At 66.9% G+C, this 8,173-nt stretch carries 7 protein-coding genes and 3 pseudogenes; 5 read left to right on the plus strand and 5 right to left on the minus strand.

From position 1 onward, the window contains the following. The first annotated feature begins 173 nt into the window (after nucleotides 1–173). The 4 genes from ACZ4V6_RS36205 to ACZ4V6_RS36220 all read left to right on the plus strand — a co-directional run bounded on the left by ACZ4V6_RS36205 (nucleotide 174) and on the right by ACZ4V6_RS36220 (nucleotide 3,786). Nucleotides 174–1,025: an IS5 family transposase gene (locus ACZ4V6_RS36205; protein ID WP_467835470.1), complete on the plus strand. Its 852-nt coding sequence runs from the start codon at nucleotides 174–176 to the stop codon at nucleotides 1,023–1,025. 83 nt (nucleotides 1,026–1,108) lie between these two features. Beyond that, nucleotides 1,109–1,926 (plus strand): IS5 family transposase gene (locus ACZ4V6_RS36210; RefSeq protein WP_467835473.1). Its coding sequence is split into 2 segments (ribosomal slippage): nucleotides 1,109–1,454 and nucleotides 1,454–1,926, totalling 819 coding nucleotides; the frame shifts between segments, so codons are not numbered across the junction. A gap of 141 nt (nucleotides 1,927–2,067) precedes the next feature. After that, nucleotides 2,068–3,243 carry an IS110 family RNA-guided transposase gene (locus tag ACZ4V6_RS36215; RefSeq protein WP_467835474.1) on the plus strand — a complete coding sequence of 392 codons (1,176 nt, stop codon included), beginning with the start codon at nucleotides 2,068–2,070 and terminating at the stop codon, nucleotides 3,241–3,243. Nucleotides 3,244–3,375: 132 nt separating this feature from the next. Beyond that, on the plus strand, nucleotides 3,376–3,786 hold the full coding sequence (locus ACZ4V6_RS36220; RefSeq protein WP_467835476.1) for an Imm10 family immunity protein: 411 nt from the start codon (nucleotides 3,376–3,378) through the stop codon (nucleotides 3,784–3,786). Between the two features lie 43 nt (nucleotides 3,787–3,829). Here ACZ4V6_RS36220 and ACZ4V6_RS36225 read toward each other — a convergent pair. The 5 genes and pseudogenes from ACZ4V6_RS36225 to ACZ4V6_RS36245 all read right to left on the minus strand — a co-directional run. Further along, nucleotides 3,830–3,964 (minus strand): annotated as a pseudogene (locus ACZ4V6_RS36225) (transposase); the annotation flags it as partial. 76 nt (nucleotides 3,965–4,040) lie between these two features. Beyond that, nucleotides 4,041–4,637: a hypothetical protein gene (locus ACZ4V6_RS36230; RefSeq protein WP_467835479.1), complete on the minus strand. Its 597-nt coding sequence runs from the start codon at nucleotides 4,635–4,637 to the stop codon at nucleotides 4,041–4,043. A gap of 22 nt (nucleotides 4,638–4,659) precedes the next feature. Continuing rightward, on the minus strand, nucleotides 4,660–5,433 hold the full coding sequence (gene istB, locus ACZ4V6_RS36235; protein WP_467835481.1) for an IS21-like element helper ATPase IstB: 774 nt from the start codon (nucleotides 5,431–5,433) through the stop codon (nucleotides 4,660–4,662). Next, the gene (gene istA, locus ACZ4V6_RS36240; RefSeq protein ID WP_467835484.1) at nucleotides 5,430–6,848 is read right to left on the minus strand and encodes an IS21 family transposase; all 1,419 of its coding nucleotides are present in this window, start codon (nucleotides 6,846–6,848) and stop codon (nucleotides 5,430–5,432) included. The genes istB and istA overlap by 4 nt, the downstream gene beginning before the upstream one ends. A 128-nt stretch (nucleotides 6,849–6,976) precedes the next feature. After that, a pseudogene (locus ACZ4V6_RS36245) lies at nucleotides 6,977–7,885 on the minus strand (IS110 family RNA-guided transposase); the annotation flags it as partial. 202 nt (nucleotides 7,886–8,087) lie between these two features. Here ACZ4V6_RS36245 and ACZ4V6_RS36250 point away from each other — a divergent pair. Further along, nucleotides 8,088–8,173 (plus strand): annotated as a pseudogene (locus ACZ4V6_RS36250) (IS5/IS1182 family transposase); the annotation flags it as partial.

The raw sequence follows: 8,173 nt of genomic DNA on the forward strand, positions 1-8,173 counted from the left end.
AAGCCTTCCCAGGCGTTTCAGCCTGAGCACGGCGGCGACGAATAAACGCAAACCGCATTGAAACGGTCAGTGCGAAACAACATCAAACGCCCACTAAGAGGGCATCTGATCTAGATAGTGAGTGTTCTGGGATGTTTGTGTGACCGGTGGCGTTGGCGGTCGTTGCACCGTGTGTGAGTGCTCGCCGTCCGTACCGTAGTGATGTGTCCGATGCCCGCTGGGCTCTGATCGAGCCGGTCTTCACCGCCTGGCGGGCGAGACGGACTGGCCCGGGCACGGCGGCCCGGGTGCACGACCTGCGAGAGATCGTCAACGCCATCCTCTACGTCAACCGCACCGGCATTCCGTGGGAGTACCTGCCTCATGACTTCCCGCCGTACAAGACCGTCTACGACTATTACGCGAAGTGGGAAGCGGACGGCACGACCCAGCAGGTCCACGACCTGTTACGTGACAAGACCCGCCAAGCCCACGGCCGCAGTGCCGAGCCGACCGCGGCCGTGGTCGACGCCCAGAGCGTGAAGACCTCGGCAAACGTGGCTGAGACCAGCCAGGGCATCGACGCCGGCAAGAAGATCAAAGGACGCAAACGGCACCTGATCACGGACACGCTCGGTCTCGTACTGGCCGTACTCATCACTGCCGCGAACGTGCACGACACCACCGGCGGGAAGCTCCTGCTCGACGACGTGGCCGCGAACCACCCCAGTGTGTCCAAGGTCTGGGCCGACGGCGGATACCAGAACAGCATCTTCAACCACGGTGCCCTGCTCGGCATCGACGTGGAAGTGGTGCAGCGGCCCCGAGCCAAGGGGTTCGAGCCGCTGCCGAAACGCTGGGTGATCGAGCGGACCTTCGGCTGGCTGATGCAGCACCGCCGGCTGGCCCGGGACTACGAAGCCCTGCCCCAGAGGTCCCGGGCGATGATCCACTGGGCGATGGCTAACAAAATGTCCCGCGAACTGACGGGAGAATCCACGCCAACCTGGCGAATCGAAACGGACATGACCGCTACAACAGCCTGAACGGTGATCAGACGCTCTCTTAGAGGTCCTAACAGAAGTTGTTGATCATGTGACTTTCGGCTTGAGTGGTCGTTGGGCTGTTCGTGGGGAAGCGTCAGTCGCGGCCGTGGATCGTGTCGGACGAACTGTGGTCGCTGATCGAGCCGTTGCTGCCGGAGCCGGGGCCGAAGCTGGTGGCGGGCCGGCCTCGGGTGCCTGACCGGCAGGCCTTGTGCGGGATCCTGTTCGTGCTGCACACCGGGATCCAGTGGGAGTACCTGCCCCAGGAGCTGGGCTTCGGATCCGGCATGACCTGCTGGCGGCGCCTGGCCGCGTGGAACGAGGCCGGCGTGTGGGAGAAGCTGCACCTGGTGCTGCTGGAGAAGTTGCGGTCGGCGAAGCAGCTGGACTGGTCGAGGGCGGTGATCGACTCCTCCCATGTGCGGGCGGCCCGACGGGGCCCAAAAGCGGTCCCAGCCCGGTCGACCGCGCACGGCCGGGCAGCAAGCACCACGTCCTCACCGACGGCCAGGGCATCCCGCTCGCGGTGTCGCTGACCGGCGGAAACCGCAACGACGTCACCCAGCTGCTGCCGTTGCTGGACAAGGTCCCGGCCGTGGCCGGCGTGGTCGGCCGGCCTCGCAGGCGGCCGGACATGCTGTTCGCCGACCGCGGCTACGACCACGCCAAGTACCGGCGGTTGCTGTGGCAGCGCGGCATCCGCCCGGTCATCGCCGAACGCGGCCAGCCACACGGCTCCGGCCTGGGCATCTTCCGGTACGTCGTGGAGAGAACGATCGCCTGGCTGCACGGCTTTCGTCGCCTGCGCATCCGCTGGGAACGACGCGACGACATCCACGAGGCCTTCCTCGGACTCGCCACCTGCCTCATCACCTACCGCCACGTCCAACGCCTTTGTTAGGACCTCTTAGGCAACTTGGCCGCCCGGAGCCCCGCGACGACTCGACCACCAATTGGGAATCGCGACTCGATCGCTCCGTAAGACAATGTCGGCGAGGTCGTCTGCGGGACCGGATGTGACGACGAGCTGACGGAGGGGAACGTGCCCGAGATCTGGGCCGGACTGGACATCGGCAAGAAGCACCACCACGCAGTGGTGATCGACGCCGACGGCAAGCGGCTGCTGTCCCGCCGCGTGCTGAACGACGAGAGCGAGCTGCTCCAGCTCATCGCCGACGTCCTGGAGATATCCAGTGACGTGCTGTGGGCCGTGGACATCAACACCGGCATCGCCGCCCTGGCCACCGGCCTCCTCCTGAACCACGGACAGCCCGTCGCCTACCTCACCGGCCGGACCATCCACCAGGCGTCCACCACCTACCGCGGCGAGGGCAAGACCGACGCCCGCGACGCCTTCATCATCGCCGACCAGGCACGCATCCGCCGCGACGTCAGCATGCTCCGCCCCGGCGACGACATCGCCCTCGACCTGCGGCTCCTCACCGCCCGGCGCTTGGACGTCGTCCACGACCGCACCCGCCAGATCAACCGCCTACGCGCCCAGCTCCTGGAGTTCTTCCCCGCGCTCGAACGGGCCCTGGACCTGACGAAGAAGGGCCCCGTCGTCCTGCTGACCGCCTACCAGACACCGGCCGCGATCCGCCGCATGGGCGTTCGGCGGCTGGAGACCTGGCTGCGCAACCGCAAGGTCCAGAGGGCCGGCGCGCTCGCGGCCGCAGCCGTGGAAGCAGCCCAGGCCCAGATGACCGCCCTGCGCGGCGAGGAACTCGGAGCCGAGCTCGTCGGCCGGCTCGCCCGCTCGGTGGCCGCCCATAACGATGAGGCAGCCGAACTCGACGCCCGGATCGAAGCCCGCTTTCGCCAGCACCGGGACGCCGAGATCATCCTCAGCATGCCCGGCATGGGACCCACCACCGGCGCCGAGTTCATAGCCGCGACCGGCGGCGACCTCACCGCCTTCACCACCCCTGACCGCCTCGCCGGACTGGCCCCAGTCCCATGGGACTCCGGAAAAGTCAGCGGCAACCTGCGCAGGCCCCGCCGCTACCACCGCGGCCTCCAACGCGCCCTCTACCTCTCCACCCAGGTCAGCGTGTTCTTCTGCCCCGTTTTGAAGGCGTACTACGACCGGAAGAGGAAGGAGGGCAAGGGGCACAAGCAAGCCGTCATCGCCCTCGCCCGCCGACGCGTCAACGTCCTGTGGGCCATGATCCGTGACCACGCCCCCTTCCAGACCGTCCCAGTCGCTGGGGCCTAGGACGACTCCAAGCAGCCACGGCACCGGCTTCGCTGGCCCAGTGAGGAACAGTCTGAAACAGCCCCTCCTTGGACCTGGTGGTGCAGACATCCGCATCCGCTTCCTGTCCGACCGCCTTGATAGAACGTCTTCATGACATTCCGATTCACTGCCCGGGTCGCCGGAGTTGAGATCGATCCCCATGGTTACTTCACCGAAGCCGGCCTCTCGGAGACCGAGGACGGCAGCGGCTTCATCCTGTCGTTCATGTCAGGCGAGGAAGATCCCGACGACCAGGAGGTCGCCCTGGGGATGGACACTCACTGCCTGGTCACGGCTGGGCAGGGGACGGCCTACGGCTGCGTGCGCGAAGCCGTCATGGAGGACAATGTCCTTCGCATCGTGCTGGACCCCGAGTCACTGGAGAGCCTTCGGCTGGAGGACAACGAAATCGAAGCTGTCATTGAGGCACCGGCGCAAGATGTGGCCCGGTTCCGGGAAACCCTCGCTCAAATACTCGCCTATGGGAGGACGGATGCCTTGCCTACCCGGGTAGCGGTCTGATCGAGGAGTAGGGCCCCACGGGCTTGACAGTCGGCATTGGGAAGTTGCCGCGCCGGGCGGGGTGCTCACCGCGGATGGAGGAGCCCGAGGCCCGGGTGACCGGGGCAAGGTCGGCATAGGCCACCAGGTGCCCAGCGGTAGGGAACACAGTGCCGTCGCCGACGTCGATGAGGATGCGGGTGTCGACGTACTCCTGTGACTGCTCCACCGAGTACGGAGATATCTGCACCAGGGTGAGGGCGGGACGGTCGGTGTCATCTTGTGGGCATGGCGGAGGTGGGGAGGTGAACCTCCAGCACGACTGCGGTGCCGGCCACGGTCCGGTCCTCGTGCATGTTGATGTGCTGGCCGGTTTGGACGTGCGTCCAGTGAGTGGGAGTGAGGGGAACGAGGCGGACAGTAGCCCGGCCGCCGGGCTCCAGAAGGGGCATGTCCTCGACCCAGAGCCCTGCGATGCTCACCGCAACACCCCCGGTCGGCGAGAGGTCCCCGATGTCCCACATGGGTCGCAGAACACCGTGACCGGAGATTGGTGTCCTGCGTCGGGCCTCCGTGGGTGGACGAAGCGTCAGATCCGCCCGGATCATTCCGTTTCGGATCTCGGAACACCGCCAGTGGCACCAAGCCACGCTCCGCTCAAGGCCGAGTTGCTCAGCCGCCTCGGCAAGCTGCTCCCAGAACGTCAAGGGCAGCGGTTGCCCGTCGCCGAGCTCCTCCAGCAGGTTCAGCGCGATCTGCCATTCGTCGTGGGCGAGATAGTCCCAGACGTCTTGCACCGAGATGTCGTTCTCGGTAGCGACCTCTTCCGGGACGAGGAGGGAAGCCGATTCGAGCAGCTCAGTGACATCCATGCGGTCATTGTCGACCACGTTGTCAGGCTGCGTCGTCCCGCTCTCGTTCGATGGCGGCGAGGCGGTTCTTGAGCCGGTAACTGGGACCGTTGATGGAGATCACTCCGCAGTGGTGGAGGAGGCGGTCGAGGATGGCGGTGGCCAGCACCTCGTCGCCGAACACCTGTCCCCATTCACTGAAGGTCTTGTTCGAGGTCAGGATGATCGAGCCCTTTTCGTAGCGCTTGGAGATGACTTGGAAGACCAGGTTGGCTTCTGCGCGGGCGAGGGGCTGGTAGCCGACTTCGTCCAGAACGAGGACCGCTGGCCGCAAGTACGTGCCGAGCTTGTTGGTCAGGCGTCCCGCCGCTTCGGCGGCGGTGAGGTTGCGGACCATGTCGTCGAGGCTGATGAAGTAGATCGAGTAGCCGGCCCGGCAGGCCGCGACCGCGAGGGCGACGGCGATATGTGTCTTGCCCACCCCGGGCGGCCCCAGGAGGGCGGCGTTGGCCTTGGTCTCGACGAACGAAAGGGTGGCGAGGTCTTTGACCTTGCGGGGGTCAAGCTCGGGCTGGAAGGAGAAGTCGTAGTCCTCCAGGGTCTTGTGGTGCGGAAGCCGCGACAGCCGCAGGCCCTGGCGGAAGCGGCGGTCGTCGCGGACAGCGAGTTCTTCGGACAGGACCAGGTCGATGAAGTCGAGGTAGCTCATCTTGGCCTCGTCGGCCCGCTGCGCGTACTGGGTCAGGGCCTCGGCCAGGTGGGGAAGACCCAGCTTGGAGGCTGTGTTGCGGATGCGGGTGGAGACCAGCTCGCTCAAGACGATTCCTTCGGCGTTCGGTGGGTGGTGAAGGGGCGGGTGCCGGTCAGCTCGTCATAGACCGACAGCGGCCGACGGCCGACCTCGACCTGGGTGACTGCGGCCCGGTTCAGCAGGGCCATGAGCGATCCCGCCTGCGGGCCGGAGCAGTCAGATCGGCGGGGTGCGGACAGGTCCCCGCCCGCTGTGACGCGACGGCCAGCTCCGGTGGGCAGGCCGTCCCAGTGCTTCTCGTCCACGACCCGGGCTCCTCGGCCAACGGCCCGGGGGTGGGCGGCCAGAAAAGTGTCGCCCTGGTGGTCAGGAGCTGTGGAGTGGAGCGTGACCTGGGATTTCGTGGCTCTGATCTCGACCAGCTGGCGTGGACGGACCCGCATCGCCGGCACCGAGTAGAGGTTCGCCTCGAAAGCGACGAGACAGTCCTTGCCGACGTAGCGGAGGTGTCGCTGGGCGACGACGTAGGGGGTGGCCGGCAGCGGGCGGAGGGCCATGTGGTCGCGGACCGCCCGCAGGCCGATGACCTCGCCGTGGGTGCCGTGGACCTTCGCCCGACGTAGCGGGACCCAGGCGGCGAAGGCGGCGTTCATCTCCTCGATCGAGGAGAAGGCCCGCCCGGCCAGGACATGGTCCCGAATGATGCCAACCTGCCTCTCGACCCGCCCCTTGCCCTGGGGCCGGTAGGCGGCCAGCACGTCAACGTCGAAGTCGTAGTGCCCGGCGAACGCGACCGCCTCCGGATGCAACGGGACAGCCTCACCCGGTGCGACATGTCGACGGACGACGGTCTTGGTGCGGTCATAGACGATCGACATCGGGACACCACCGAAGTGGGCGAACGCCTGACGGTGGCAGTCGAAGAATGTGGCCAGGTCCTGGCTGGTGGTGAAGCAGCAGAACGGGTCGCGCGAGTAGGACAAGGTCATGTGGAAGGAGTAGACCTTCGGAATCCCGACATGAGCGAGGACCTTGCCCTCATCACCCCAGTCCACCTGGGCCTGAGCCCCGGGCACCACCTCGAACCGGCGGTGCAGACCAGCCAGCTCACCCGGACTGATTCCCAGTTCATCCGCGATCCTGGGCCGGGCCTCCTGCAAGTAAAGCTTCACGCGCTGATAGGTGCCGGTGAACCCGTACTCGGCCACCAAGCGCTCGTGGATCACGGCTCCTTTGAGGAGGATCTCGGCCCTCAGCATCGCATCGATCAAGGGCGCAACCTCGTCCACCACCCGCCGCCGCGGCTGACCGTTCGCGGCCCTCTTCGGCGGCGCGACCGGCACATCACCCGACAGATACTTCGCGACCGTGCGACGGTTCAGCCCGGTCTCCTTCGCGATCTCCCGCAAGCTCATCGCCCCGGACTCATACAGACCGCGAAACCGCCTCAGCTCCAGCCACCGATGCGGATCCAGCACCATAGCCAGCCGCCCTCCGCCGATCCCCAACCCGACGGCAGCAGGCTCTCGGTCACGACCTCTCACCGCATCAGGAACGGTGCACTCTCATTCGTACGAGGTGGTGCACGTTCACTTGTACGCCGACAGCGGGCTGCGGTCCTGACCCCGATGCCGGGCATGGAGGTCAGGACCTGGGAAAGAGGGTGAGCCTCCAGCAGTTCCTCGATCCGCGTGGCCAGGGCCTTGCGCTGACCGAGAACGGAGGAGAGCGAGGAGGCGAGGCTGGGAACGATCAGTGTCGCGGCCTCGGTCCCGGGAACGACGACGGTCTGCTCGTCGAGGGCGGTGAAGATGTCGTCCACCAAACGCTCGGCCGTCCGCGGCGCCTTCGGCCGCAGCAGCGCGACCAGGCGGCGACGTCCGGCCTTGCGGATCTGCGCGGGTGAGCCGAAGCGCTCCAGCAGGGCGAGGACGGCGGGATGGTCCAGGCGTGGACCCAGGACATGTTCAAGTGAGGGGTGGATCTGGGTGAGCAGACCGCGCAGGCGGTTTTTGAGGCGAGTGGTCTCGGCAGTGAGGTCGTCGTCGAAGCCGACGACCATCTGCAGCTCGGCCGTGGTCTTCTCAGCCGGGTCGACGGCGCGGAGCGTGTGCGGCATCGTGCGGGCGGCGTCAGCGATGACGTAGGCGTCCCGCGCGTCGGTCTTGGCCTCGCCCGGATACAGGTCGGCGATCCGGCGCATCGTCAAGCCCGGCAGGTAGGCGACCTGGCAGCCCATGTCGCGGGCGACCGCCAGCGGCAGGGCCCCTACGGAGGCCGGCTGGTCGACAACGACCAGCACGGTGCCGTGTTTGGCCTGCAGCTTGGCGAACAACTCGCGCAGCTTCGGCTCGGTGTTGGGCAGCGGCTTGTCGAAGGCCTTCTTCCCGGCCGGGGTCAGCGCGGTCGCGTGATGCTAGCCCTTGCCCACGTCCAGACCCAGATAGACGTCGACGGTCTTGTCCTCGTTCACGACCCTGTCTCCCGACTCCGCACCGTCCCGGCCTGCCTGCGGCATCAGCGTGCCGGCATCCCCGTTACGAAGAGCCTGCCGCCCCCGGTGCGGGTTCGGCGCCCATGCCCCTGATCAGCGGTCTGCCGATGCCTCCGTGCCCGGTGACAGCACCCTTTCGATCATGACCGACTGGGGACCTGAGTCATGCCGGGACCGGAGGCCGGGAGCCCCGTTGCGGGGCCACGAAAAAGGTAACGGGGCTCACACCGGACCTTCGCCGGTCGACCGCGCACGCCCGGGCAGCAGGCACCACCTGATCGTCGACCGCCACGGCACACCCCTGGCCGTCTC

The sequence above is a fragment of the Streptomyces sp. NPDC029152 genome (assembly GCF_055564355.1).

What these genes read in the sequence shown, in the direction of transcription:
- istA (WP_467835484.1), bottom strand. Translation starts at nt 6,848, where the DNA reads ATGGTGCTGGATCCGCATCGGTGGCTGGAGCTGAGGCGGTTTCGCGGT.
- ACZ4V6_RS36230 (WP_467835479.1), bottom strand. Translation starts at nt 4,637, where the DNA reads ATGGATGTCACTGAGCTGCTCGAATCGGCTTCCCTCCTCGTCCCGGAA.
- ACZ4V6_RS36220 (WP_467835476.1), top strand. Translation starts at nt 3,376, where the DNA reads ATGACATTCCGATTCACTGCCCGGGTCGCCGGAGTTGAGATCGATCCC.